The organism is Pseudomonas sp. LH21, from assembly GCF_036549575.1.
In the GTDB taxonomy this organism is placed as follows: domain Bacteria; phylum Pseudomonadota; class Gammaproteobacteria; order Pseudomonadales; family Pseudomonadaceae; genus Aquipseudomonas; species Aquipseudomonas peradeniyensis.
Genome location: NZ_CP144367.1, coordinates 4,341,929 through 4,366,273, shown reverse-complemented (window position 1 = coordinate 4,366,273; position 24,345 = coordinate 4,341,929). Strand labels below are relative to the sequence as shown.

General features: G+C 65.7%; 24 protein-coding genes and 1 tRNA gene. 12 read left to right on the top strand and 13 right to left on the bottom strand.

Translation table 11 applies throughout. From position 1 onward, the window contains the following. Positions 1-32 precede the first annotated feature (32 nt). From VUG52_RS19925 to VUG52_RS19915, 3 genes are all read right to left on the bottom strand, one after another. The gene (locus tag VUG52_RS19925) at positions 33-1,004 is read right to left on the bottom strand and encodes a magnesium and cobalt transport protein CorA (protein ID WP_050704649.1); all 972 of its coding nucleotides are present in this window, start codon (positions 1,002-1,004) and stop codon (positions 33-35) included. Between the two features lie 75 nt (positions 1,005-1,079). Continuing rightward, a complete protein-coding gene (locus VUG52_RS19920) occupies positions 1,080-1,799 on the bottom strand; it encodes a lysophospholipid acyltransferase family protein (RefSeq protein ID WP_331831990.1) in 720 nt (239 codons plus the stop codon). A 190-nt stretch (positions 1,800-1,989) separates the two neighbouring features. Beyond that, on the bottom strand, positions 1,990-2,679 hold the full coding sequence (locus VUG52_RS19915; RefSeq protein ID WP_050704651.1) for a crotonase/enoyl-CoA hydratase family protein: 690 nt from the start codon (positions 2,677-2,679) through the stop codon (positions 1,990-1,992). Positions 2,680-2,969: 290 nt separating this feature from the next. On the opposite strand from VUG52_RS19915, the gene VUG52_RS19910 reads away from it, so the two are divergent. Then, positions 2,970-3,059 (top strand) — tRNA-Ser (locus tag VUG52_RS19910). A 132-nt stretch (positions 3,060-3,191) separates the two neighbouring features. On the opposite strand, the gene VUG52_RS19905 is transcribed toward VUG52_RS19910, so the two are convergent. Together VUG52_RS19905 and VUG52_RS19900 are read right to left on the bottom strand one after the other, a co-directional pair. After that, positions 3,192-5,339: a TonB-dependent siderophore receptor gene (locus VUG52_RS19905; RefSeq protein ID WP_331831989.1), complete on the bottom strand. Its 2,148-nt coding sequence runs from the start codon at positions 5,337-5,339 to the stop codon at positions 3,192-3,194. A gap of 299 nt (positions 5,340-5,638) precedes the next feature. Further along, positions 5,639-6,016, bottom strand: coding sequence for a hypothetical protein (locus tag VUG52_RS19900; protein WP_050704653.1), 378 nt, complete (start codon positions 6,014-6,016; stop codon positions 5,639-5,641). A 441-nt stretch (positions 6,017-6,457) separates the two neighbouring features. On the opposite strand from VUG52_RS19900, the gene VUG52_RS19895 reads away from it, so the two are divergent. The 5 genes from VUG52_RS19895 to VUG52_RS19875 are packed head-to-tail and all read left to right on the top strand — an operon-like array spanning position 6,458 to position 12,763. After that, a complete protein-coding gene (locus VUG52_RS19895; RefSeq protein WP_331831988.1) occupies positions 6,458-7,915 on the top strand; it encodes a serralysin family metalloprotease in 1,458 nt (485 codons plus the stop codon). A gap of 53 nt (positions 7,916-7,968) precedes the next feature. Then, complete coding sequence (locus tag VUG52_RS19890; RefSeq protein WP_331831987.1) at positions 7,969-8,346, top strand: AprI/Inh family metalloprotease inhibitor; 378 nt, start codon at positions 7,969-7,971, stop codon at positions 8,344-8,346. Between the two features lie 44 nt (positions 8,347-8,390). After that, positions 8,391-10,112, top strand: coding sequence for a type I secretion system permease/ATPase (locus VUG52_RS19885; protein WP_186712842.1), 1,722 nt, complete (start codon positions 8,391-8,393; stop codon positions 10,110-10,112). Then, positions 10,109-11,401, top strand: coding sequence for an HlyD family type I secretion periplasmic adaptor subunit (locus VUG52_RS19880; RefSeq protein WP_331831986.1), 1,293 nt, complete (start codon positions 10,109-10,111; stop codon positions 11,399-11,401). Before VUG52_RS19885 ends, VUG52_RS19880 begins: the two co-directional genes overlap by 4 nt. Before the next feature lie 9 nt (positions 11,402-11,410). Next, entirely contained in the window at positions 11,411-12,763 is a 1,353-nt protein-coding gene (locus VUG52_RS19875) for a TolC family outer membrane protein (protein WP_442964596.1), read from the top strand. Positions 12,764-12,893: 130 nt separating this feature from the next. On the opposite strand, the gene VUG52_RS19870 is transcribed toward VUG52_RS19875, so the two are convergent. Next, positions 12,894-14,093, bottom strand: coding sequence for an MFS transporter (locus VUG52_RS19870; RefSeq protein WP_050704659.1), 1,200 nt, complete (start codon positions 14,091-14,093; stop codon positions 12,894-12,896). Positions 14,094-14,201: 108 nt separating this feature from the next. Here VUG52_RS19870 and VUG52_RS19865 point away from each other — a divergent pair, with 108 nt between their 5' ends. Further along, the gene (locus tag VUG52_RS19865) at positions 14,202-15,080 is read left to right on the top strand and encodes a LysR family transcriptional regulator (protein WP_050704660.1); all 879 of its coding nucleotides are present in this window, start codon (positions 14,202-14,204) and stop codon (positions 15,078-15,080) included. 139 nt (positions 15,081-15,219) lie between these two features. Here the strand turns inward: VUG52_RS19865 and VUG52_RS19860 are convergent, their stop codons facing one another. Next, positions 15,220-15,969 (bottom strand): 3-oxoacyl-ACP reductase family protein, encoded by a 750-nt coding sequence (locus tag VUG52_RS19860; protein ID WP_050704661.1) that lies wholly within the window; start codon positions 15,967-15,969, stop codon positions 15,220-15,222. 116 nt (positions 15,970-16,085) lie between these two features. Here VUG52_RS19860 and VUG52_RS19855 point away from each other — a divergent pair, with 116 nt between their 5' ends. Further along, positions 16,086-17,027 carry a LysR family transcriptional regulator gene (locus VUG52_RS19855; RefSeq protein WP_050704662.1) on the top strand — a complete coding sequence of 314 codons (942 nt, stop codon included), beginning with the start codon at positions 16,086-16,088 and terminating at the stop codon, positions 17,025-17,027. A gap of 127 nt (positions 17,028-17,154) precedes the next feature. On the opposite strand, the gene VUG52_RS19850 is transcribed toward VUG52_RS19855, so the two are convergent. Together VUG52_RS19850 and VUG52_RS19845 are read right to left on the bottom strand one after the other, a co-directional pair. Beyond that, positions 17,155-17,637 carry a GreA/GreB family elongation factor gene (locus VUG52_RS19850; RefSeq protein ID WP_331831985.1) on the bottom strand — a complete coding sequence of 161 codons (483 nt, stop codon included), beginning with the start codon at positions 17,635-17,637 and terminating at the stop codon, positions 17,155-17,157. Between the two features lie 2 nt (positions 17,638-17,639). Beyond that, positions 17,640-18,038 (bottom strand): hypothetical protein, encoded by a 399-nt coding sequence (locus VUG52_RS19845; protein WP_234562527.1) that lies wholly within the window; start codon positions 18,036-18,038, stop codon positions 17,640-17,642. Between the two features lie 134 nt (positions 18,039-18,172). On the opposite strand from VUG52_RS19845, the gene earP reads away from it, so the two are divergent. Together earP and efp are read left to right on the top strand one after the other, a co-directional pair. Continuing rightward, a complete protein-coding gene (gene earP / locus VUG52_RS19840; protein WP_331831983.1) occupies positions 18,173-19,306 on the top strand; it encodes an elongation factor P maturation arginine rhamnosyltransferase EarP in 1,134 nt (377 codons plus the stop codon). A gap of 48 nt (positions 19,307-19,354) precedes the next feature. Continuing rightward, positions 19,355-19,924 carry an elongation factor P gene (gene efp / locus VUG52_RS19835; RefSeq protein WP_028691737.1) on the top strand — a complete coding sequence of 190 codons (570 nt, stop codon included), beginning with the start codon at positions 19,355-19,357 and terminating at the stop codon, positions 19,922-19,924. 214 nt (positions 19,925-20,138) lie between these two features. Here the strand turns inward: efp and VUG52_RS19830 are convergent, their stop codons facing one another. From VUG52_RS19830 to VUG52_RS19820, 3 genes are all read right to left on the bottom strand, one after another. Further along, positions 20,139-20,567, bottom strand: a complete 429-nt coding sequence (locus VUG52_RS19830; RefSeq protein ID WP_023632623.1) for an organic hydroperoxide resistance protein — start codon at positions 20,565-20,567, stop codon at positions 20,139-20,141. Between the two features lie 130 nt (positions 20,568-20,697). Then, on the bottom strand, positions 20,698-21,153 hold the full coding sequence (locus tag VUG52_RS19825) for a MarR family winged helix-turn-helix transcriptional regulator (protein WP_050704669.1): 456 nt from the start codon (positions 21,151-21,153) through the stop codon (positions 20,698-20,700). Between the two features lie 55 nt (positions 21,154-21,208). Beyond that, the gene (locus VUG52_RS19820) at positions 21,209-22,165 is read right to left on the bottom strand and encodes a LysR family transcriptional regulator (protein ID WP_331831982.1); all 957 of its coding nucleotides are present in this window, start codon (positions 22,163-22,165) and stop codon (positions 21,209-21,211) included. A gap of 117 nt (positions 22,166-22,282) precedes the next feature. Here VUG52_RS19820 and VUG52_RS19815 point away from each other — a divergent pair, with 117 nt between their 5' ends. After that, a complete protein-coding gene (locus VUG52_RS19815; RefSeq protein WP_050704671.1) occupies positions 22,283-23,032 on the top strand; it encodes a sulfite exporter TauE/SafE family protein in 750 nt (249 codons plus the stop codon). Between the two features lie 66 nt (positions 23,033-23,098). On the opposite strand, the gene VUG52_RS19810 is transcribed toward VUG52_RS19815, so the two are convergent. Then, on the bottom strand, positions 23,099-23,950 hold the full coding sequence (locus VUG52_RS19810) for a LysR substrate-binding domain-containing protein (RefSeq protein WP_050704686.1): 852 nt from the start codon (positions 23,948-23,950) through the stop codon (positions 23,099-23,101). Positions 23,951-24,046: 96 nt separating this feature from the next. Here VUG52_RS19810 and VUG52_RS19805 point away from each other — a divergent pair, with 96 nt between their 5' ends. Next, positions 24,047-24,265: a DUF1127 domain-containing protein gene (locus VUG52_RS19805; RefSeq protein ID WP_028691731.1), complete on the top strand. Its 219-nt coding sequence runs from the start codon at positions 24,047-24,049 to the stop codon at positions 24,263-24,265. The last annotated feature ends 80 nt before the right edge of the window (positions 24,266-24,345 follow it).

The window sequence follows — 24,345 nt, the reverse complement described above, 5'->3', positions numbered from 1 at the left end:
GACGCCAATCGCGGGCTCGCCCGCGATTGGCGTTACAGCCAGCCCGAACGCTTGAAGCTGTAGTACAACCCCGAACAGCCCAGAGCGATCACCCCCAGCACGCCGAAGTAACCGTAGCGCCATGCAAGCTCCGGCATGTTCTCGAAGTTCATCCCGTAGATGCCGGCGACTGCCGTGGGAAACGCCAGGATCGCCGCCCAGGCCGCGAACTTGCGCTGGGTGATGCTTTGTCGTGACGACTCAAGCAGCATGCCGATCTCGATGGTCTGGCTGGCGATGTCGCGGATCCCGGCCAGGTCTTCCATCTGCCGCGTGACATGGATCTGCACATCGCGAAAGTACGGGCGCATGTTCTTGTCGATGAACGGGAAGCTCAGGCGCTGCAGCTCCTCGCTGATCTCCACCATCGGCGCCACGTAGCGGCGCAGGCGCAGGATGTCGCGGCGCAGGCTGTGCAGGCGCTGGATGTCTTCTTCCTTGAGCGAATTGCTCAGCACGCTCTGTTCCAGCTCTTCGATCTCGCCGTGGATGGCCTCGCTCACCGGCTGGTAGTTCTCGGTGACGAAATCCAGCAGGGCGTAGAGCACGAAGTCCTCGCCATGCTCGAGCAGCAGCGGGCGCGCCTCGCAGCGCTGGCGCACCAGGGCGTAGGATTTCGAGTGGCCGTTGCGGCAGGTGATGATGTAGCCGTTGCCGGCGAAGATATGGGTCTCGATGAACTCGAGCTTTCCCTCGTGGCGTACCGGCGAGTAGGTGACGATGAACAGCGCGTCGCCGAAGGTCTCGAGCTTTGGCCGGCTGTGTTTTTCCAGGGCGTCCTCGATGGCCAGCTCGTGCAGGCCGAACTGGCGCTGCAGGTTGGCCAGTTCCTCGGCGTTGGGCTCTTCCAGGCCGATCCAGACGAAGTGCCCGGGCTTGCGCGCCCATTCAGCGCCCTCGTCGAGGCTGATATTGGTGACCTTCCTGCCGGCGCTGTACACCGCCGATGCGACGACTCGACCCATGGTTGTCCGCTTATCCGATTGAACACGCTACACAGCTTGGGCTGTGTAGCGGTGCGGGGCAAGTCCGCACGCAGGTCAGGGCGTGGTGACTTCGCTTTCCATATGGTCGATGCAGTGTTGCATCTGGCTGCGGCATTGCTCGATCAGTGCGGGCAAGTCCTGCTGGGTCAGGCCCGCGGTGGCGATCGGTGCCAGCGAGCGGATGATCACGGTGCGCTGGCGCCAGCTGTTCAGGCCCAGGCGCTGGGTGTAGCGGCTGACGCACACCGGCACGATCGGCACACCGGCCTCGATGGCCATGTGGAAAGCGCCCTTCTTGAACGCCAGCAATTGCTCGCCGGGGTTGCGCGTGCCTTCCGGGAAGATCCAGATCGAGGTGTCGTCGCGCAGGGTCCGGGTGGTGGTCTGCATGGCCTTGCGCGCCTGGTAGGCGTTCTTGCGGTCGACCAGCACATTGCCGCCCAACCAGAACAGCTGGCCGAACAGCGGAATCCAGCCCAGGCTCTTCTTGCCGATGGCCACGGTGCGGCGCGGCACGACCTGGCCGAGGATGAACAGGTCATAGTTGGACTGGTGGTTGGCGATGATCACGCAGCCGGGGGGCTGGTCCCACAACGGACCGACCTCGGCCTTGACCTTGATGCGCATGAGCCAGGCGGCCGGCACGCTGTACAGGCGGGCGAACAGGCGGCTGTTGTCGGGATTGAACGGGCGCAGCAGGCCGATCACCAGACCGACGACACCCACGAGCAGGAAGTGCAGCGCCAACAGGAGCATGCGAAGCATATAAAGCATGGTACGACTCACACCGGACAGTCGCGGCGCAGTGTACGGGTGTGCACTGTCAGGGGCAAACGTTGCTATAGCGAATGGGGTTTGGGCCTCGTGGGAGCGGGCTTGCCCCGCGATGCGCTCGTCAGGGCGGACGCCATCGCGGGGCAAGCCCGCTCCCACAAAGTTCGTAGGGAAACGCTTGTGGACGGGATCATCCCAGGTGGTTCTGATCCGCCAGGATCGCTTCGTCCAGCGCCTCCAGCAGCGCCTTGCGTACCTTCAGCTTGGTGTTCTTGTGCGCCAGCATGTTCAGTTTCTTGAATTCACGGGCCGCAGCCAGGGCGGTTTCCTGCAGCTGCTCGGCGGGCACCACCTTGTCGAGGAAGCCGGCTTCACGGGCGCCCTGGGGGTCGAACACCTCGGCGTTGTTCACCGAACGCTGGAACGCCGCGCGGCCCAAACGGTCGCGGGCCAGCTCGATACCGGCGTGGTGCATGGTCATGCCGATCTGCACTTCGTTCAGGCAAATCTTGAAGGGGCCTTCGACCCCGATCCGGTAGTCACCCGACAGCAGCAGGAAGGCGCCCTTGGCCACGGCATTGCCGGGGCAGGCGACGATCACCGGGAACGGGTGCGACAGCAGGCGGCGGGCCAGGGTGGAACCGGCGGTGACCAGGCCGACGGCCTCCTTGGGGCCGGCGGTCATCACCTTGAGGTCGTAGCCGCCGGAAAGAATGCCCGGCTGGCCGGTGATGATCACCACCGCGCGCTCCTCGATGGCGCGGTCGAGCGCGGCGTTGAAGGCTTTGATGACATCCGGGGAGATGGCGTTGACCTTGCCGTTGTTCAGGGTCAGGGTGGCGATGCCGTCTTCGGCATGGTAGGTAATCAGCTCGCTCATGGCAGAGTCCTTTGGAGGGCGTGGCGATGACGTTACCCAGCGGCACCGGCCAGGTAAAGCGCCAAGACTGACTGATCAGTCAGTGTCGCGTCCTTGTGCCCTGTTCCACCGGGGCGGGGGCACGAGGGGCGGGAAAAGCGCTGGGCACAATGGCAGCATTGCCCTGATTGCCCCGGTTTTTCGGTCGATTGGCTTAAGCGCATGAAAATTCTGAAAAAAATGCTTGCCAAAGGAAAAGGCTTCTACTAAATTAGCGCGCCTCGACAGGCTGAATAGCTTGAAGAGAAAACGGTGAAGTGTCCGAGTGGTCGAAGGAGCACGCCTGGAAAGTGTGTATACGAGAAATCGTATCAAGGGTTCAAATCCCTTCTTCACCGCCACATTCTACGAAAAGCCCCCGAATCGAAAGGTTCGGGGGCTTTTTGTTTGTCTCGCGTTTTTGTTGAGGCCCTGATCGCGGGGCAAGTCCGCTCCCTTTGGCGTGGGAGCGGGCTTGCCCCGCGATGGCGCTGTCAGAAACTGACGGAAGCCGACAGGCGTGCCGTGCGCGGCGCCCCCTGGAACAGGTAGTTGTCGCCCAAGTAATCGCCCACGTCGCGCCAGTAGCGCTTGTCGAAGACGTTGTCCACGGTCAGGCGCAGCACCGTGTCGTAGCCGCCGATGGTCGTGCGGTAGCGGCTGCCGACGTCGAACACGGTATAGCCGCCGACTTCTGCGTCGCCCGTGTGGCTGGCGTATTTGCTGGCGCTGTAGCGAGCGCCGCCGAGCAGGGCCAGGCCGGGCACGGGCAGGGCGTAGTCGGCCTGCAGCGCCGCGCGCAGGCGCGGGACGTTGATCGCCTGGTGGCCTTCGTAGGCGTCGGTGTCGCTGTTCTGCACGCGGGCGCGGATCGCCGCGGCGCTGGCCTGGATCTGCAGGTTGGAGGTCACCCAGCCGCTGGCGCCGAGTTCGAGACCGGTGTTCTTCTGCTGGCCCGACTGCACGTAGGTCGGCGCCGGGGTGTCGTCGGGGCGGGCAAATTGGTAGGCCTGGCGGATCTGGAACAGCGCCGCGCTGAAGCTCATGCCCTGCCAATCGCGCTTGATGCCGACTTCGAGCTGGCGCGACAGGGTGGGGGCGAGGATTTCGAACTGGTTGCTGGCGAACCAAGGTGCCGTGCCGCCTGCTGAAAGCCCCTTCGAATAGCTGGCGTAGAGTGTGGTGTCCGGTTGAGGTTTATAGATCAACGCGGCGTTGGGCAGTAATTGGTACTGCTGGGTATGTCGCGTGGCGACACCGTTCTGGTCCCAGGTTTTCTCATCCAGGCGTACTTCCCGGGCACCGATCACCGTCTGCCAGTGTTCGTTGAATGTTATGCGGTCGCTGACGAACAGGCCGTACTGGCGGCTGTCGAGGCGGCGCTCGCTATGGCCGAGCGGTTTGTCGGAAGGATCCAGCGTGGGGATGCCGGTGTAGATGTTGCCGGGGTTTAGCGGATCGAGTAGCTCGTTGAAGCTGGGGCGCTGGTCGAGCGTACGGCGCTGGGCGCTGCTGCCCAGGGTCAGTTCGTGACCTACACCGAGGGCGTCGAAGCGCCCGTCGAGCATGGCTTGGGCCTCGTCGATGCGGCGGGTGTCGTCGGGGCTGCGGAAATCATAGATGTCGTAGTTGCCTTCGGGGCTGAAATGCGAGGACCAGCCCCCGTTGCTGCCCCAGGCAAACGCACTGTAGTCATCGATCACCACCTTGCTGCGCGAAGCGCTCAAAGTGCCGTTCCAGTTGTCGTTGAACTGGTACTTGAAGCGCCCGCCCAGGTTCAGCGAGTCGTTCTGCACCGGCTTGGCCCAGGACTGCCAGGCCAGATGGTCCTTGGGGTCGACGCTGTGGGGCAGCTGCTTGCCGCCGAGCAGTTGATAGCCCGGTACCGAGTATTGCTCGCGGTGCTGGTACTCGGCGTCCAGTTCCAGCACGGCATTCGGGTTGATCTGCCAGTCGAGCGCCAGGGAGGCGAAGTCCCGCTTGCCGTCAGCGTGGTCGACATAGGAACGGATGTCCTCGTGGGCCAGGTTCACCCGCAGGCCGAACTGGCGCTCGGCGCCGAACCAGCCACCCAGGTCGGTGGCCAGGTAGCGTTCGCCCTGTTCGTTGGTCGAGACCGTGACCGAGCGCACGTCCTCGGCGCGCTTGGTCACGTAGTTGACCAGCCCGCCGGGCTCCGACACGCCGCTCTGCAGCCCCGACAGCCCCTTGAGCAGCTCCACCTGCTGCTTGTTTTCCAGCGCCACGTTCTGTTCTCCGGCGATGGTCTGGCCGTTGATCCGGTAGCTGCTGGCGGCATTGAGCTCGAAGCCGCGCACGTTGAAGTTCTCGTAGTAGCCGATCGGCGCGTAGCTTTCGCCCACCGAGGCATCGCTTTGCAGCACCTCGCTCAGCTTGCGCACCTGGCGGTCGTCCAGCAGCTGGCGGCTGAACACGCTGACCGAGGCCGGGGTGTCGAGCAGCGGCGCGCTGTGCAGGCCGCCGACCTGGGCTTCGCGTGCCTGGTAGCCGCTGTTGTCCTGAACCTCGGAGATGCGCACCGGGGCGAGGGTCACGCTGTCCTCGGCCAGGCCCTGGCCACTGTGCAGGGCCAGGCCCAGGCCGAGCAGGCCAAGGGGCAGGCGGGGGCGAAGCGGGGTCATGCAAGGCTCCTTGAAAAGTGGACGCGCCGTTATCGCTCGGCAGCTGTCGGGCAGGCAAAAGGGCGCCATGGTAGCAGGCTGCCAAGGGGGGATTCGATGTTTCAGGGGAAACGTTCGTATGGCTGATGCATGCCCTGTGGGAGCGGGCTTGCCCCGCGATTGCCTTGGTGCGTTGCATGGCACCGGCTGCGCCGGGGTTCGTGGGGCAAGCCGGCTCCTACAGATGCATCTGCCCCTGTGGGAGCCGGCTTGCCGGCAATCAGGCCTGTAATGTCAGAACGAACGAAGCAGCCGTGGATTCAGGCCGCGGCCGGCCTCTGGTGTCGGCGCCAGTTGTCGTCGATCTTCGACCAGGTCTTGCCGTCGGTGATGGCCAGCAGCTTGCGGCCATCCTTGAAGGTGGCGAGGAAGGTGACTTCCTCCTCCTTGCCGCCCAGCAGCAGACCGGCCAGCAGGCCGACCGGACCGGCCACCAGGGCACCGGCCACGCCCCAACCAAGGGCGCTACCGAGGCTGCGGGTCGATTCGAGGTTGGCCAGCTTCAGATCCTCGATCCGCGCCAGCGAAATGCGCTCGCCGGGCGAGGGGCTGCGCGGGGTCTTGAGTGTGAGCGCTCCATTGCGATACTCGCCTTCACCTTGCAAGAAATCGCCGGATTGCACCGTGAGTCTTGTCATTGTGTCGTCCTGTCAGGAAGGGGTCGTTGACCAACGCCTACTGAGCGCTTGCCACGCTGGCAAGTCAACGAGCAGGCGACGGAGGGTCGTGTGGCGGGTTGTCGCGCAGTAAAGCGCATAGACGAGCGAGCGGCGGCGCTCAACAAGTGAAAGTCGCATTTTCGAAAGTAAACTTCGAACTGTTGTCTATAACTGCCATGGGGCATGACTGTAACTAATGCTTGTCGCTGGCGCCTTTGATCCATCGCAGTTTGCGCAAATTAGTGCGGCGCAGTTTAGTTTTCGAAAACGAAAAAATGGCGTCAAAAAACGCTGGACATCAAGTTTCAATGTGTGTCAGTTTTTTTGCGCCTCATAAAGGCGAGTGACAGGAAGTTCTCGCCCGGTGGGAGAACCCTGTCGGACATCAACTGCTTTTTTGTACACAAGGAAGTAATCTGCATGTCGAAAGTCAAAGAAAACGCCATTGTTTCCGCCGTTTCCGCACTGCAACCGAAGGGCCCAAGTTCTTCCTTCGGCCTGATCGACAGCTTTGCCCACCAGTACGACCGCGGCGGCGCGAACATCAATGGCAAGAAGTCCTTCACGGCCGACCAGGCCGCCGATCACATCCTGCGTGACGGCGCTTCCTGGAAAGACCTGAACAAGGACGGCACGATCAGCCTCACCTACACCTTCCTGACCAAGGCACCGGCGGACTTCTACAGCCGCGGACTGGGCACTTTCAGCCAGTTCAGCGACCTGCAGAAGCAACAAGCCAAGCTGTCCATGCAGTCCTGGGCTGACGTGGCCAAGGTCACCTTCACCGAGGCGGCATCGGGCGGCGACGGTCACATGACCTTCGGCAACTTCAGCGCCAGCAACGGCGGCGCGGCATTCGCCTACCTGCCGTTCGACGGGCCTGGCTCGCACAAAGGGGAGTCCTGGTACCTGATCAACAGCGGCTACCAGGTCAACATCAACCCAGGTACCGGTAACTACGGTCGTCAGACCCTGACCCACGAGATCGGCCACGTACTGGGCCTGTCCCACCCTGGCGACTACAACGCCGGCGAGGGCAACCCGACCTACAAAGACGCCGACTACGCCCAGGACACCCGTGGCTACAGCGTCATGAGCTACTGGAGCGAGAGCAACAACGGGCAGAACTTCGTCAAGGGCGGCGGTCAGTACTACGCCTCGGCCCCGCTGATGGACGACATCCTGGCGATCCAGAAGCTCTACGGCGCCAACTACGCCACCCGTGCCAACGACACCACCTACGGCTTCAACTCCACCGCTGATCGCGACTTCTACTCGGCCACCTCGGCCTCGTCGAAGCTGGTGTTCTCGGTGTGGGACGGTGGCGGCAACGACACCTTCGACTTCTCCGGGTTCACCCAGAACCAGAAGATCAACCTCAACGAAGCGTCGTTCTCCGACGTCGGCGGCATGGTCGGTAACGTTTCCATCGCCAAGGGCGTGACCATCGAAAACGCCTTCGGCGGCTCGGGCAACGACCTGCTGATCGGCAACGCGCTGGCCAACGTGCTCAAGGGTGGTGCCGGCAACGACATCATCTACGGTGGTGGCGGTGCCGACCAGCTGTGGGGCGGCACCGGCTCGGACACCTTCGTGTTCGCGGCCGTCAGCGATTCCACCAAGGCGGCGCCGGATCGCATCATGGACTTCACTTCGGGCGTGGACAAGATCGACCTGTCGGCCATCTCCGCGTTCGCCGTGAACAAGCTGCCGCTGCAGTTCGTCAACGCCTTTACCGGTCATGCCGGCGAGGCGCTGCTGACCTACGACCAGGCCACCAACCTGGGCAGCCTGTCCATCGACTTCACCGGAAACAGCTCGGCTGACTTCCTGGTGACCACCGTTGGCCAGGCCGCTGTCACCGACATCGTGGTCTGATGCAACAGGGGGCGGCGCTCGCGCGTCGCCCCTTTTGCCGGTGAGGCGAAGCAATGAAAGCAATCCTGAGAACGATCGCGCTGGCCGCGATCCCCATGATGTCGATGACCGAGGTAGTCATGGCGAGCAGCCTGTTACTCCCCAACGCCGCGCAACTGGCCGGCCGTTGGCAGCTTTACCCCGAACAGCAGCAAGCGCAGGCCTGCGACCTGCGTCTTGGCGCCACGGAAGGCGAAATCGAAGGTGATCTGGAGTGTGCCAAAGGGCTGATAGGCCTGCGCCCCGGGAGCTGGCTGGTGACCCCCGACACCCTGGCCCTGGTGGGCGGTGACGGCAGCAGCGTGGTGCATTTCAGCCGCGAAGGCGCCCAGCGCTACGCCTGGACCACCCCGGACGGCAAGCAACTGGTGCTCGAGCGCCTCGACAAATAATTCCCACCTGGAACTAAAAAGTTCCGGGCGAGCCAGGGCGAAACATGAAACTACCGAGCAAAAAGCCCGGGGCGCCTTTGTGGGCGGCACTCGGCGAACATAAGTCGACCTTGATCAGCGTGGGCTGTTTCACGGCATTGATCAACTTGCTCATGCTGGTGCCGTCGATTTATATGCTTCAAGTGTACGACCGTGTACTGAGTTCGCAGAGCACCACAACTTTGTGGGTGCTTACCCTGATGGTGGTCGGCTTCTTCGTTTATATAGGTGGGCTTGAAGCAGTCCGCAGTTTCATTGTCATCCGCGTGGGCAACCAGTTGGAGAAAAGTTTCAACTTGAAGGTCTACCGCGCCGCCTTCGAGCGCAACTTGCGCCAGCGTGACGGCGCCGCCGGGCAGGCCCTGGGTGATCTGACCCAGCTGCGCCAGTTCATCACCGGCCCCGCGCTGTTCGCCTTCTTCGATGCGCCCTGGTTCCCCATCTACCTGGCGGTGATCTTCGCCTTCAACGTCTGGCTGGGGGTGATGGCCACGGTCGGCGCGCTGCTGCTGATCGCCCTGGCGATCCTCAACGAACGCCTCACCCACGCCACCCTGGCCGAGGCCAGTGGCTTCCAGCAGCAGTCGACGCAACTGGCCGGTAGCCAGCTGCAGAGTGCCGAGAGCATCCAGGCCATGGGCATGCTCGGCGCCCTGCGCCAGCGCTGGTACACCCTGCACGGACGCTTCCTCGACCTGCAGAACAAGGCCAGCGACACCTCGGCGGTAATCACCGCCACCAGCAAGGGCCTGCGCCTGTGCCTGCAATCGCTGGTGCTGGGGCTGGGCGCACTGCTGGTGATCGAGGGCCAGATGACCCCGGGCATGATGATCGCCGGTTCCATCCTGATGGGCCGGGTACTCGCCCCGATCGACCAGCTGATCGCAGTGTGGAAGCAGTGGAGCGGCGCGCAGCTGGCCTACCAGCGCCTGGACGTCCTGCTGCGCGAGCACCCCGAGCCGCCGACGCCGATGCCCCTGCCGGTGCCCACCGGGCAACTGGCGGTGGAGCAGGTCAGCGCCGGCCCGCCCGGGCGCAACCTGGCCACCCTGCAGCAGGTGAACTTCGCCCTGGCGCCGGGGGAACTGCTCGGCGTGCTGGGCGCCTCGGGCTCGGGCAAGTCGACCCTGGCCAAGGTACTGGTCGGCGTGTGGCCGACGATGAGCGGCCATGTGCGCCTCGACGGCGCCGAGCTCAGTCAGTGGGACCGCGATGCCCTGGGCCCGCACATCGGCTACCTGCCGCAGAACATCGAACTGCTGCGCGGCAGTATCGCCGAGAACATCGCCCGCTTCGGCGAGCTGGACGGCATCAAGGTGGTCGAGGCGGCCCGCTTGGCCGGCGTGCACGAACTGATCCTGCGCCTGCCCCAGGGCTATGACACGCGCCTGGGCGAGGAGGGCGTCGACCTCTCCGGTGGCCAGAAGCAGCGTATCGCGCTGGCCCGCGCCCTGTACGGCGATGCCCGGCTGATCGTGCTCGACGAACCCAACTCCAACCTCGACAGCCACGGCGAAGCCGCGCTGGCCAGCGCTATCGTCCAGCTCAAGGCCCAGGGTCGCACCGTGGTCCTGGTGACCCACCGCAGCGCGGCGCTGGCCCAGGCCGACAAGCTGCTGGTGATGAACGAAGGGCGTATGCAGGGCTTCGGCCCGGCCCGCGACATCCTCCATGCCATGGGCCAGGCCCCGGCGCAACGCCCGCTGCAAGCCGGAGGTGGCGCATGAGCCAGCACACCCGTGATGCACGTTTCCATGTTCGCCTGGGGTGGCTGCTGACCCTGGTCGGTTTTGGTGGTTTCATGGCCTGGGCCAGCCTCGCCCCGCTCGACCAGGGCGTGCCGGTGCAGGGCACCGTGGTGGTGTCGGGCAAGCGCAAGGCCGTGCAGTCGATGGCCGCCGGTGTGGTCAGCCGCATTCTGGTTAGCGAAGGCCAGCTGGTGCGCCAGGGCGAACCGCTGTTCCGCCTCGACCGCACCCAGGTGCAGGCCGATGTCGATGCGCTGCAGGCCCAGTACCGCATGACTCGCGCCGCGCTGGCGCGCTGGCAGAGCGAGCGCGACAACCTGGGGCAGGTGCAGTTTCCCGCAGAGCTGCTGGAAGATTCCGACGCCCGCCTGGCGCTGATTGTCGAAGGCCAGCGCCAGCTGTTCGACAGTCGCCGCCAGGCCCAGGCCCGCGAGCAGGGCGCCCTGGCCGCCAGCATCGACGGCTCCCAGGCCCAGCTGACCGGCATGCGCCGCGCGCGCAGCGACCTGCAGGCCCAGGCCGATTCGTTGCGCGAGCAGCTCGACAGCCTGCGCCCGCTGGCCGGCGACGGCTATATCCCGCGCAACCGTGTCCTCGAGTACCAGCGCCAACTGTCGCAGGTGCAGCGCGACCTGGCGCAGAACGCCGGCGAGAGCGCGCGCCTGGAGCAGGTGATTGTCGAAGCCCGACTCAACCTGCAGCAGCGCCGCGAGGAGTACCAGAAGGAAGTGCGCACGCAACTGGCCGACGCCCAGGTCAAGGCCGCGACCCTGGAGCAGCAGCTCAATTCCGCGAGCTTTGAGTTGCAGCACAGCGAGATCCTGGCGCCGGCCGACGGCGTGGCTGTCAACCTCGGCGTGCACACCGAGGGCGCCGTGGTGCGGGCCGGCGACACCCTGCTGGAAATCGTGCCCCAGGGCACCGCGCTGGAAGTGGAAGGGCGCCTGCCAGTGAACCTGGTGGACAAGGTGGCGCCGCAGCTGCCGGTGGACATCCTGTTCACTGCCTTCAACCAGAACCGCACGCCACGGGTGACCGGGGAGGTGGCACTGGTGTCGGCCGACCAACTGATCGACGAGCGCAGCGGCCAGCCGTACTACGTGCTGCGCAGCACCGTCAGCGAAGAAGCGCTGGCGCGTCTCGAGGGGCTGGCGATCCGCCCGGGCATGCCTGCCGAGCTGTTCGTGCGCACCGGCGAGCGCTCGCTGCTCAACTACCTGTTCAAACCCCTGCTCGACCGTGCAGGCACCGCCTTGACCGAACAATAAGGACCGCCAGTGAAGAAGTTCCCACTGATCGGGCTGCTGCTGGCCTGCGCCTGGCTGCCGACCGCCGCCCAGGCGGCCATGGGGCCGTTCCAGGTGTACGAGCAGGCCCTGCGCCGCGACCCGACCTACCTGGCGGCGTTCAAGGCCCGCGAGGCCGGCCAGGAATACCGCGCCATCGGCCGTGCCGGCCTGCTGCCCAGCCTGTCGTACAGCTACAACAAGGGGCGCAACGACTCCGAGGTGCGTTACCTCGGTGATTCGCGCCGGCAGAAGGAGGACCGCAACTACGACAGCATGGGTTCGACCTTCATCCTCCAGCAGCCGCTGTTCGACTACGAAGCCTATTCGAGCTACCGCAAGGGCGTGGCCCAGGCGCTGTTCGCCGACGAGAGCTTCCGCGACCAGAGCCAGCAGTTGCTGGTGCGGGTGATGACCAGCTACACCCAGGCACTGTTCGCCCAGGACCAGATCGCCATCAGCGTGGCCAGCAAGCAGGCCTATCGCCAGCAGTTCCAGCAGAACCAGCGCCTGTTCGACGCCGGCGAAGGCACGCGAACGGACATCCTCGAGGCCCAGGCCCGCTACGAGCTGGCCGATGCCGAGGAGATCAAGGCACGCAACGAGCAGGATGCCGCGCTGCGCGAGCTGGGGGCGCTGATCGGCGAGCCGGCGGTGCGGGTAGAAGACCTGGCGCCGTTGCGCCTGGGCTTCGCCCTGCCGGTGGTCGATCCCAGCGGCTACGAGGCCTGGCAGGAGCGGGCCCTGGCCAACAACCCGCAACTGGCCTCGTCACGCCAGGCGCTGGAAGTGGCGCGGTACGAAGTCGAGCGCAACCGTGCCGGGCACCTGCCCAAGGTCACCGCGTTCGCTACCTCGCGGCGCCAGGAGTCGGACAGCGGCAACACCTACAACCAGCGCTACGACACCAACACCGTGGGCATCGAAGTCAGCGTGCCGATCTTCGCCGGGGGCGGCGTGCTGGCCTCGACCCGCCAGGCCAGCCGGCACCTGGAGCAGGCCGAGTACGAGCTTGACGGCAACACCCGCAGCGCGCTGATCGAGCTGCGCAGGCAGTACAACGCCTGCGAGTCCGGTGCCAGCCGCCTGCGCGCCTACGAACGGGCGCTGGTGGCGGCCGAGGCGCTGGTGGTGTCCACCCGCAAGAGCGTGCAGGGCGGCGAGCGGGTCAACCTGGACGTGCTCAACGCCGAGCAGCAGCTGGCCACCACCCGCCGCGACCTGGCCCAGGCGCGTTACGACTACCTGCTGGCGTGGATCAAGCTGCACTACCAGGCCGGGGTGTTGAGCGAGACACAGCTGGCGCGGGTGGACGAGGCGTTCATCGAGGGCAAGTCAGGCTGACCAGGCATGCACAAATCCCTGTAGGAGCGGCCTTGTGCCGCGAAAGGGGTGCGAAGCAGCCCCAGGATTCGAGCATCAAGCTGATACTGCCGGGGCCGCTACGCGGCCCTTTCGCGGCACGAGGCCGCTCCTACAGGGGGGACATCCCGGCGCTCAGGCGTTTCCCGCGCTTGCGCTCGGCCAACCCCCATACCACCAGCGCAAGCGCCCCGATCACCAGCCCGGCCACCACGATCCCGTCCCAGCCATGCACCTCGAACAGCTGCGTCCCCAGCAACGACCCCAGCGCCCCGCCGATGAAGTAGCAGGTGATATACCCGGCATTGAGCCGCGTCCGCGCCTCCGGCCGCAGCACGATCACCGCGTTCTGGTTGCTCACGTGCACCAGTTGCACCGCCAGGTCGAGCAGCAGCACCCCCACCAGCAACGCCGCCAGCGACTGCTGCGCAAAGCCCAGCGGCACCCACGACAGCAGCAGCGCTACCAGCCCCACCGTGGTCCCCAGTGGTCCCTTGCCGCGATCAGCCAGGCGCCCGGCCCAGTTGGCCGCCAGCGCGCCGACTGCCCCGGCCAGGCCGAACAGGCCGATCACCGCGTCGGAATAGTGGTAGGGCGCATTGCTCAGCAGGAACGCCAACGGCGTCCAGAACAACGCGAACAGGCTGAACGCCAGCAACCCCAGCAGCGAACGCAGGCGCAGCACTGGTTCCTCGACGAACAGGCGGAACACCGAGCCGATCAGCGCCGGGTACTTGAGCCCCGCATGGCTGTGGTGTTGTGGCAGGCTGCGGTAAAGCGCGAGGGCGCTGATCGCCATCAGCACCGCCGCCAGCACATAGATGCTGCGCCAGCCGCCCAGTTCGGCCATGAACCCGGCGGCGGTGCGCGCCAGCAGGATGCCCAGCAACAGCCCGCTCATCAGCGTGCCCACGGCGCGGCCGCGCTGCTCTGGGGCACTGAGGGCGGCGGCCATGGGCACCAGCACCTGGGCCACCACCGAGAACAGCCCGGTCAGCGCGGTGCCGAACAGCAGCCACGGCAGGCTCGGCGCGCAGGCGCTGATCACCAGCCCGGCAGTGGCGATCAGCACCATGGTGACGATCAGCCGGCGCTGCTCGAACAGGTCGCCCAGTGGCGCCAGCAACAGCAGCCCGGCGCCGTAGCTGAGCTGGGCGGCGATGACGATGGTGCCGGCGCTGGCGGTGCTCAGGCCGAACTGTTGGGCGATGCTGTGCAGCAGCGGTTGGGCGTAGTAATTGCTGGCCACGGCCAGGCCGGTGGCGGTGGCCATCAGCAGGATCAGGGCGCGGCCGAGAGTCGGGGTGTTCATGGGCAGTCTCGTTGCAGGCAAGGTTGTGTGGTGACAAGTATCAGGAAGTGTCTAGCATGACGCCAATGTATAGTTTTCAACTTATCCATCTTGAAAGCAGATAGATCGATGAATCTCAAGCAGCTCGAATATGCCCTGGCCGTGGCCGACACCGGCAGCTTCACCCGCGCCGCCGAGCGCTGCCACGTGGTGCAGTCGGCCCTCAGCCACCAGGTGGCGCGGCTGGAGGCACAGCTGGGGGTGAGCCTGTTCGAGCGCAGTTCGCGGCGGGTGCGCCTGACCCCGGCGGGCGAGGCCTTCGTGCTCAGCGCCCGGCCGGCGGTGGCGGCGGCGCGGCGGGTGGCCGAGGATGTCGCCGCCGCTTGCGGGCAGGTGCGTGGACGGCTGTCGATCGGCGAGATCAGCTCGCTCACCGCGCTGGACCTGGTCGATCTGCTGGCGGTGTTTCATGAGCGTTATCCGGATGTGGACGTGCGCTGGTTGACCGCCAAGAGCGAGTTGCTGATGGCGGATGTCTGCGAGCGGCGCCTGGACGTGGGGTTTATCGGCCTGTGGCAGGGCGAGGCGCTGAACGGCGTGCAGCATCGCCTGCTGGCGCGGGAGGAGCTGGTGGCGGTGCTGCCGCCCGGCCATCGGCTGGCGGGCAGGGCGCAGCTGGCCCTGGCCGACCTGGCCGACGAGGTGCTGGTGGACTTTCCCGAGGGCACCGGGGCGCGCCGGCAGACCGACGAGGCGTTCCAGGCGGCGGGGTTGCGGCATCGGGTGCAGTTCGAGATCGGCCATATTCGCCTGGTGGAAAAGTTCGTCCAGCGCGGGATGGCGCTGGGGTTGGTGCCCGAGCGCATTGCCCGGGGTTTTCAGGGAGTGGCCACGGTGCCACTGGTGGATGCGCCGGTGCGGCATTTGTATGCGGTCTGGTCGCCGAGCCCCACGCCCGCGGCGCGGGCTTTTCTCGACGTCATGGAGCAGAGCCTCCCTTCGACCTGATGCTCCCTCTGTAGGAGCGGCCTTGCGCCGCGAAAGGGCCGCGCAGCGGCCCCGACGATCTATGCGTCGACGCTGAAAACCTGGGGCTGCCTTGCAGCCCCTTCGCGGCACAAGGCCGCTCCTACAGGGGAATGGCACCTCAGGCCGCAAATCCACCATCGGCCAACAGGCTCGCCCCGGTGATGTACCCCGCTTCAGGCCCCGCCAGGTAAGCCACGAAACTGGCGATTTCGTCCGCCTGCCCGTAGCGCCCGATGGCCATCAACGGAATCAGGCTCTCGGCGAACTCGCCGCTGGCCGGGTTCATGTCGGTGTCCACCGGCCCCGGCTGCACATTGTTGACGGTGATCCCCTGCGGCCCCAGGTCCCGGGCAAGGCCCTTGGTCAGGCCGACCAGCGCCGACTTGCTCATGGCATAGGGGGCGCCGCCGGCGAACGGCATGCGCTCGGCGTTGGTGCTGCCGATGTTGATGATCCGCCCACCCTTGCCCATGTGCTTGATCGCTGCCTGGGTGGCCACGAACACGCTGCGCACGTTGATCGCCAGCAGGCGGTCGAAGTCGGCCAGGTCGAACTCGGCCACCGGCGCCACCGCCAGCACGCCGGCGTTGTTGACCAGGATATCGAGGCCGCCGAAGGCCTTGGCGGTGTCGGCCACGGCCTGTTGCACGGCCTGGATATCGGCGCTGTCGGCGCGCAGGGCCAGGGCCTGGCCGCCGGCGTTGTTGATTTCACCGGCCAGGGCCTCGGCGCTGGCGCTGGAACTGACATAAGTGAAGGCGACCTTGGCGCCGTCGCGGGCCAGGCGGCGGACGATGGCGGCGCCGATACCGCGCGAACCGCCCTGGACCAGGGCCACCTTGCCGGTGAGAGGAAGTGCTTGGGACATGCTGATCTCCTGCAGTGAAGCAAGGCCGGATGCCTTGGGATGGACGCAGTATCCGCGCTCGATTACCTGTTGATAAGATGGCAATCGAGTTACTCAGAATAAACCAGGAGTTGATAATGGCCGTGGTGGAATCCTTCAGCAGCCTGGAGTGCTTCATTCGCAGCGCCGAAGTCGGCAGCTTTGCCGAGGCGGCCAGGCGCCTGTCGCTCACCCCGGCGGGGGTCGGCAAGAACGTCGCCCAGCTGGAAGCGCGGCTCGGTGTGCGCCTGTTCCTGCGCAGCACGCGCAAGCTGACCCTGACCGAGGCCGGGCAGCGCTTTCTGGCCGAGGTGAGCGAGAGTTTTCGCACCATTCAATACGCCGTGTCTAACCTCGCCAATTGCGAAGGGCATCCGTCGGGCGTGCTGCGGGTCAGCATGGGCACGGTGTTCGGGCGCCTGTATGTGCTGCCGCTGCTGGGCGAGTTCCTGGCCCGTTATCCGGCGGTGACGGCGGACTGGCATTTCGACAACCGCCAGGTCGACCTGATCGGCCAGGGCTTCGACGCCGCCATCGGTGGCGGTTTCGAACTGCCGCCTGGGGTGGTTGCGCGCAAGCTGACCCCGGCGCACAGGGTGCTGGTCGCTTCGCCGGGCTACCTGCAACAGCACGGGCCACTGACCCGCCCTGAGCAGTTGCAGGCATGCGCCGGCATCCTTATCCGCTCGCCGCAGACCGGCCGGGTGCGCAGCTGGCCGCTGACCAGTCGCTGGCAGGAGCAACAGCCGCTGCAATTGCCCCAGCGCCTGACCATGAGTGATTCGGACGCCGCCTGCGCGGTGGCCGAGCAAGGCCTGGGCATCGCCCTGGTCAGCCTGCCGTTCGCCTTGCCCTACCTGACCGCCGGGCGCCTGAGCCGGGTGTTGCCGGACTGGTACGTGGACGATGGACATATCAGCCTGTACTACGCCGAGCGCAAGCTGTTGCCGGGCAAGACCCGGGCCTTCATCGATTTCGTGGTGGAGCAGTTCGCCGAGCAGGGGCTGGCGCAGCGATTCGATGCGTTGCAGCGCCATTGATGGCCTTTCGCGGGGCAAGCCCGCTCCCACGACGGCACTGCATCGAGCTCAGGAGTCACGGTCTTGCATGATGACTCAGGCTCCTGTTGGCTGCGTGGGAGCGGGCTTGCCCCGCGATGGCGCTTGCTCAGGCGATATCGATGATGAACTGCACCTGCGCCACCCCAGCCACCACCAGGCTCACTTCGTCATCCACCCGCTTGCCGAGCAGTTGCTGCCCCAGCGGCGCGCGTGGCGTGATCACCGTCACCAGGCCATCCCCCTCGCCAACCTTCAGCCCAGCCCCTTCCGGCCCGAGGAACAGCCGGCGCCGCTGGCCCGCTTCATCTTCCAGGGTCACCAGGCAGCCGATCTGGATCCCCCGCGCCGGGTCGTAATCGCGCAGCGCCAACTGCTGGTAGGTCAGCAACGCCTGGCGGATCTCGGCCGTGCGCCGCGCCTGCCCGGTGGCCAGGTACGACGCCTCCAGCCCCAGGGTGTCGTACTTGTTCTCGGCGATGTTCTCTTCGGCGGTGGCGGCCTCGTAGGCGGTCTGGGCGGCGCGGCGCAGCACCTCCATGTCATGCTCGAGGGTGGCGATGATGCGTCGCAGCAGGCTGGCCTTGTCCATGGTCAGTAGCAGAACTCCAGCACGTTGGCCTGGCTCTTGTCGGTCGGAGCGGTGCGGTTCTGCTGCAGCCAGAACTGGCACTTGGGGCTGTTGAGGTTGCGCGGGTTGCCCTGGGCGGCCTCGGCGGCCTGTTGCAGTTCCTGCTTGTGCAGGATCTCCTTGTAGTGCTCGAACATCTGCGCCTGGGCGTCGGCCGGTTGCGCCGGCGCGGCGGCAGGCGCAGGCTGGACCACGGCGGGGACGGCGGCCTCGACCAGTGGCTGCACCTGTGCCGGCCACAGGCGCAGGGCCAGCCACAGGCTCAAGGCGATGGCAACGGCGCCGAGCCACAGACCCAGGGCGACGCACAGCACCAGTTGCACGGGTCTGAGGGTGATCTTCAATTCGCGGGGGCGGGGCATGGCGGCCTCCTGGCAGGCGGGTCGGGGGTGTCATTCTCGCATGGCGCGACAGGTTTTTTCAGCGCCGCGCTTTTGCTGGCGGGCAAATATCCGCAAAATCCGCGGTCTTTTTTCGCAGGTAACGGAACGTGGCGATGAAAACCACCTGGGACATCTTCTGCACGGTCGTCGACAACTATGGCGACATCGGCGTCACCTGGCGTCTGGCGCGCCAGCTGGTGGCCGAGCACGACCTGGCGGTGCGCCTGTGGGTGGACGACCTGCACGCCTTTGTGCGCCTGTGTCCCGAGGCAGACAGTCAGGCTCCGCAGCAGTGGCGGCAGGGCGTCGAGATACGCCTCTGGCCTGGCACGTGGCAAGGTGCGCAGCCAGCCCAGGTGGTGGTGGGTGCCTTTGCCTGCCAACTGCCAGACGGCTACGTCGAGGCCATGGCCCGTCAGCCCACGCCGCCCTTGTGGCTGAACCTGGACTACCTCAGTGCCGAAGACTGGGTGGAGGGTTGCCATGGCTTGCCGTCGCCCCAGGCCAATGGGCTGCGCAAGTTCTTCTTCTTCCCGGGTTTCACCGAGAACACTGGTGGATTGCTGCGTGAAGCCACCTTGCTGCCGCGTTGCCAGGCCTTCCGGCAGTCGCCTGACGAGCGGGCGAAATTCCTGGCGGGGCTGGGTGTGCAGCCCCAGGATGGGGCGCGGTTGATCTCGCTGTTCGCCTACGAGAACCCGCAGCTGGGCAACTGGCTCGATGTGCTGGCCGCCGATGTGCATCCCACCCACCTGCTGGTACCGCAGGGGCGCATCCTGGGTGACCTCGGCAACTGGCTGGGCGAGGCAGACCTGCCCGTGGGCGCGCTGCATCGGCGCGGGGCCTTGACCGTGCAGGTGCTGCCTTTCGTCAGCCAGGACGACTACGACCGGCTGCTGTGGAGCTGCGATTTCAACGCCGTGCGCGGCGAGGATTCCTTCGTGCGCGCGCAATGGGCTGGCGTGCCGATGCTCTGGCACATCTACATCCAGGAAGAGAACGCCCACTGGGAAAAACTCGAGGCATTCCTCGCCCTTTATCGCCAAGGCCTGTCGGCCGCCGCCGGGCAGGCGCTGACCGAACTGTGGCGCGCCTGGAACATGGATCGCCCGATGGGCCAGGCCTGGCAGGCGCTGCAGCCGCACTGGGACGAAGTGCGCGAACACGCCCGCCAGTGGCAGGCCGCGCAGGCCGCTCGGCCGGACCTTGCCACGAGGCTGGTACAGTTTTACCGAAATTCGCTATGATACGCGGCCTCGATTTTTATAAATCCATCCAGATTCGGATACTTCGTAATGAAAACTGGTAAAGAGCTGAAACCCGGTACCGTACTGCGGATCGACAACGACCCGTGGCTGGTTCAGAAAGCTGAGTTCACCAAGTCGGGCCGTAACAGCGCGATCATGAAGACCAAGCTGAAGAACCTGCTGACCGGCTACAAGACCGAAACCGTATACGGTGCGGACGACAAGCTGGACGACGTGATCCTGGATCGCAAAGAAGCGACCCTGTCGTTCATCAGCGGTGACTCGTACACCTTCATGGACACCACCGACTACACCATGTACGAACTGAACGCCGAAGACATCGACGCCGTTCTGCCGTACATCGAAGAAGGCATGGAAGACGTCTGCGAAGCCGTGTTCTTCGAAGGCCGCCTGGTATCGGTAGAACTGCCGACCACCATCAGCCGCCAGGTCGTCTACACCGAGAACGCCGCACGTGGCGACACCTCGGGCAAGGTCATGAAGCCTGCCAAGCTGAAGAACGGTACCGAGATCTCGGTTGCCGACTTCATCCAGATCGACGAGTGGATCGACATCGACACTCGCGACAACAGCTTCAAGGGCCGTTCCAAGAAGTAATCCTTCTTGCGATGAGCACGAAAAAACCCGGCCTCGGCCGGGTTTTTTTATGGCGGGTTGTCTGGCCCCTGTAGGAGCGGCCTTGTGCCGCGAAAGGGGCGCGAAGCGCCCCCAGCCATGATTCAGGCAAACCGAAGAAGCTGCCCTCGTGCATTCCGGGACCGCTCTGCGGTCCTTTCGCGGCACGAGGCCGCTCCTACACATCGATCGCGTATCACACCGTCACATGCAACCGCACATCCACATTGCCGCGGGTGGCGTTGGAGTAAGGGCAGACCTTGTGCGCCTTTTCCACCAGCCCTTCGGCATCGGCCTGGGCCAGGCCCGGCAGGTTGATGTGCAGGTCGATGTCCAGGCCGAAACCGCCCGGGATCTGGCCGATGCCGACCTTGGCGGTGATCGACGCATCCGCCGGCAGGGCCTTTTTCTCCTGGCCGGCGACGAATTTCAGCGCGCCGATGAAGCAGGCCGAGTAGCCGGCGGCGAACATCTGCTCGGGGTTGGTGCCGTCACCACCCGCACCGCCCAGTTCCTTGGGGGTGCTCAGCTTGACTTCCAGCTTGCCGTCGCTGGAGCGGGATTTGCCATCACGACCACCGGTGGAAGTGGCTTCTGCGATGTACAGCGGAGTGACCTTTTGCATCTTGAGCCTCGCTAGGGTGCTGTGCGCCGTCGGCGCTGAGTGGGTATGGAGTTAACTTAGCGCGCAATTATTTAGTGCGCAAGTTAAATATTCGACCATTCATCCGAACAGCCATCTCACAGCTTAGACGTCAGAGGTTTTCTTGCAGCTGCGCACGCAGGGCGAGCAGGTCGGCCTGCAGCTTGCGCAGTTGCTCGGCGCTGTGACCGCTGGCCTGCAGAATGCACGGCGGCACGCGCTGGGCCTCGGCCTGCAGGGCGCGGCCCTGGTCGGTCAACTGCACCAGCACCACCCGTTCGTCCTCGCGGCTGCGGCTGCGCTTGAGCAGGCCTTCGCTTTCCAGGCGCTTGAGCAGCGGCGTCAGCGAGCCGGGGTCGGTGAGCAGGCGCTGGCTGATCTCGCCCACGGTCAGGCCGTCCTGTTCCCACAACACCAGCATGGCCAGGTACTGCGGGTAGGTCAGGCCCAGCGCCTGCAGCAGGGGCTTGTAGACCTTGGTCATCAGCAACGAGGTCGAGTGCAGGGCGAAGCAGACCTGGTTGTCCAGCAGCAGCGCGTCGCAGGGGGCTTGGGTGTCGGCGTTCATGCAGGTCCTTGGAATCGGTAAGGGTTAAAATCTAGCACGCCAAAGCTTGGTGCGCTCATTGCCAGCGCAGCTCGCTTCTCAGCGCCAGGTCCCAGGGCGGTACTGGGCTGAAACGGCTCTTGAGGAATTCGAGCAGCAAGCGGCTGCGAGAGTTCGTTTCATGTTCCAGGCGCAGGGCATAGATGCCGCTGGTCTCGGGCTCCGGCAGGCTGTTGTCGCAGAACAGCGGGACCAGTTCGCCACGCAGCAGGTAGTCGCTGATCAGCCAGGTCGGCAGGTGGGCGACGCCCAGGCCGGCCAGGGCGCCGAACAGCAGGGTCTCGGCGTTGTTGGCGGCCATGCGCATGCGCGCCGGACGGTACAGGCGGGTCTGGCCGTCGACCGCGAAGCGCCAGGCGAACGGCGGGGCCAGCCCGTCCCAGTCGAGGCCGTCGTGTCCGGGCAGCTCGCTGGGGCAGGCCGGCACCCCGCGGCTGGCCAGGTACGCGGGGCTGGCACAGGCGATGCGCACCATGTAGGCCAGCGGCGTGGCCACCAGGCGGGTGTCGGCCAGGGGGCCGGCGCGCAGCACCAGGTCCACTTCGCCCAGGTGGCTGCCGTGCAGGTCGACGAAGCTGTCGATCAGGCGCAGCTGCACGTCGAGCCCGGGGTAGGCCACCAGGAAGTCGGCGATGGCCGGGGCCAGGTGACGACGGCCGAACGCGGCCGGAGCGTCGATGCGGATTAAGCCTTCCGGGGCATTGCTCAGCGACACCGCCTCGGCGCGTGCCAGGCGCAGTTCCTCGATGATACGCCGGGCCCGTTCGGCGAAGGCATTGCCGGCCGGTGTCGGGCGCACGGCGTGGGTGCTGCGCGAGAACAGGCGGCTGCCCACCGCGCTTTCCAGGTTGTCGATGCGCCGCGCCACGGCGGAGGGCGTCAACGGGTGGCGCCGGGCGGCGGCGGAGAAACTGCCGGTTTCCAGCACGTCGAGGAACAGGCTGAGTTGTTCGGTAAGGATGTCGGGGCTCATGGCGGCTCGATGCTTGTGCGAAATGCGCAAAGCCATTGTGCGCTGCTGTGCGTTTCCCCGCCAGCCGCGACTGGCTAGCATGCCCTCATTCTCTGAAAGCAGGCGGATGAGGCGCTGATGATCGAGTGGGTGATGTATATCGTGCTGGGGGCCGCGCTCGGCACCCTGGGTGGGCTGTTCGGCATCGGCGGCGGATTGATCGCCATTCCGGCGCTGGGCGTGCTGTTCGGCCTTGACCAGCAACTGGCCCAGGGCACCGCCCTGGTGATGGTGGTGCCCAACGTGCTGCTGGCGCTGTGGCGCTATCACCAGCGCAACCGCATCGAACTGCGCCACGCCGTGCCGTTGTCGCTGTGCAGCTTCGTGTTCGCCTGGCTGGGGTCGATCTGGGCGGTGGGCATCGATGCCCAGTCGATGCGCCTGTACTTCGTCGGTTTCCTGGTGGCGCTGGCGATCTGGAACGTGGCGCGGATGTTCCTGCCGGTGCGGCCGCCGAGTAATCAGCTGCGCTATCCGTGGCCCTGGCTTGGCGTGCTGGGCAGTTTCGCCGGGACCATGGGCGGGCTGTTCGGCGTGGGCGGGGCGGTGGTGGCCACGCCGATCCTGACCTCGGTGTTCGGTACTACCCAGGTGGTGGCCCAGGGGCTGTCGCTGGCATTGGCGGCGCCGAGCACCATGGTGACGCTGTTGACCTACGGGGTGCACCAGAGTGTCGACTGGAGCATCGGCGTTCCGCTGGCGGTGGGTGGGTTGCTGAGCATCAGCTGGGGGGTGAAGCTGGCCCATGCGTTGCCGGAGAAGGTGTTGCGCACACTGTTCTGCGGGTTTTTGGTGGTGTGCGCGGTGATGCTTGGGTTCGAGCTCTAGCGAGCCGGGGCCGCGTTGCGGCCCATCGCGGGACAAGCCCGCTCCTACACGGGGCGGGCGGGATGCTTATTTGAACCCTTCGACGATGTATTCGGCCATGCAGTCGGTGATCGGCGAATGCTGCTGGTCGTTGCGCAACAGCATCACATTGGCCATGTGCAGCTGCGGCAGGCCGTCGTCCGCGCCGAGTATGCGCAGGTCGCCGCCGATCAGGCTCTGCAGCTGCGCGGTCACCGCCAGCCCGGCATGCACGATGGCGAAGATCGCCGCCAGGCTCGGGCTGGTATAGGCAATGCGGTACTCGATGCCCTGGCGCTCCAGGGCGTTGCAGGTCCAGGCGCGGCAGAAGCAGTCGGTGTTGAACAGCGCCAGCGGCATTGGCCGCTGCTCGTGGGGGCAGAAGCCCTTGGCCGCGGCCCACACCAGGCGCTCCTGGCGCAGCAGCTGGCCGACCTCGTTGCCCGGCTCGCGGGTGACGATGGTCAGGTCCAGGTCCTGGCGCAGCATCAGTTGCCTGGACGAGTCGCAGTGAACCTCGACATGAATCAGCGGGTACGCCTGGGCGAAGCGGGTGAGGATGCCCGGCAGGTAGCGCATGGCGTAGTCGTCCGGAGTGCCGATACGCACCACGCCGACCATGTGCGGCATGCGCAGGGTGTTGAACACTTCGCCGTGCAGCTTGAGGATGCGCCGGGCATAGCCCAGCAGGACCTGGCCCTCGGCGGTGAGGCGCACCTGGCGGCCGTCACGCTCGAACAGCTGGCGCTGCAGGATGTCCTCCTCCAGGCGCTTCATCTGCATGCTCACCGCCGACTGGGTGCGGTTGACCACTTCGCCGGCGCGGGTGAAGCCGCCCTGCTCGGCGATGGCGACGAAGGTGCGCAGCACGTCCGCGTCGAGACTCTGATACTGGGACATGGCATCAATCTCCGAGATGCATGGCATCAGAAACATTCGTTGGATTGATCTTAGGCCTGGGAAGAGACTGGAGCCATCCACAAGGAGGGCGTCAAGATGAAAGGTCATTTCAACGTTGCTCACCAGCCTGGGTCTACCCTCGGCCACCTGTTGCACGATGCCGGCGGGCGGCTGCTGCGCTGGTACGAACTGCACCGCCAGCGCGACGAACTGGCGCGCCTGAGCGATGCCACGCTGCACGACCTGGGGTTGTCGCGGGCCGATATCCAGCAGGAGGCCGACCGGCATTTCTGGGAGGATCCGTTGCGTAAATGAAGAGGGCTACAATCGCGGGACAAGACCGCTTCCACAACCGTGCGTGGGAGCGGGCTTGCCCCGCGATTGCGTCTTTACTG